This is a genomic window from Vibrio sp. 1402 (assembly GCF_033340275.1).
Genome location: NZ_JAWOWE010000129.1, coordinates 1 through 895, shown reverse-complemented (window position 1 = coordinate 895; position 895 = coordinate 1). Strand labels below are relative to the sequence as shown.

Genomic DNA, 895 nt, shown 5'->3' with positions numbered 1-895 from the left:
CTTTCAAATGAATAAAACTTCGTTCAGTTTAACTTGCTGATCATCGATATTTATAAAACTTAGTCAACAGTAAATCGTGTTTATATGAAATAGTTATTGATGCATTCCTCAAATTATTAAAATTAGTTAATAATGCTGTCATTTCTTGAGCTAAGTCCATAAAAATAAAATGGTTTTATGAAGTAAATCGCGCTATTAATTGACTGAATACTCATTAATTGAAATGAATTGAGGATTCTTATAACAGCTATGCGCGATATCTTTTATAATGCACGCGTTACCTAATAGTATTTAATAAATGTCACCATATGCAGTACAACCCAGAAGACTCAATTAAAATTGCAATCGCAGATGTTGCTGTCGGCATGTTTGTTACCGCGATAGAGCATAACAAACGAGTCAATTTAGCCAATGCTGGTCGAGTTTCGAGCGCAGAGGGCATTAAAAAGCTTCGCGCAAGTGGCGTGAAATTCGTTTGGGTTGATCAATCACTTTCTGCTCAGCAGTGCGTATTCAAACCCGTCGAAGAACCTATCGATATCGAAGTAGGGGATAAAACGCTTTCCGTATCAAGCAAAGTACAACGTGCGTATCGCTCGCGAGAAGTCCAACACAAGCGTGCTAAAAAGCTGATTGCGGAAGCAAAAGGCCTAGCGCAGAAACTTCTCAACCAAACTTTTGAAGGCAAAGTTATCCAAGTCGACGAGATTGAATCGTGGGCGGATGACATGATCGAAAGTGTATTTATTGATTCAGACGCTTTGCAGTGTGTTTCTGCATTGCGCCAGAAAGATTCTTATTTACTCGAGCATTCAGTAAATGTCGCCTGTCTGTTGGTTTCGTTCGGCAAACACTTAGGCTTAGACAAAGACACCCTCAAGCAATTGGCGATTGG

1 protein-coding gene is annotated in these 895 nt (G+C 39.1%); it reads left to right on the top strand.

Annotated elements, in window-relative coordinates:
* Nucleotides 1-308: 308 nt before the first annotated feature.
* A partial coding sequence (locus tag R7044_RS24595; RefSeq protein WP_225455919.1) for an HD-GYP domain-containing protein occupies nucleotides 309-895 on the top strand: 587 nt, incomplete at its 3' end.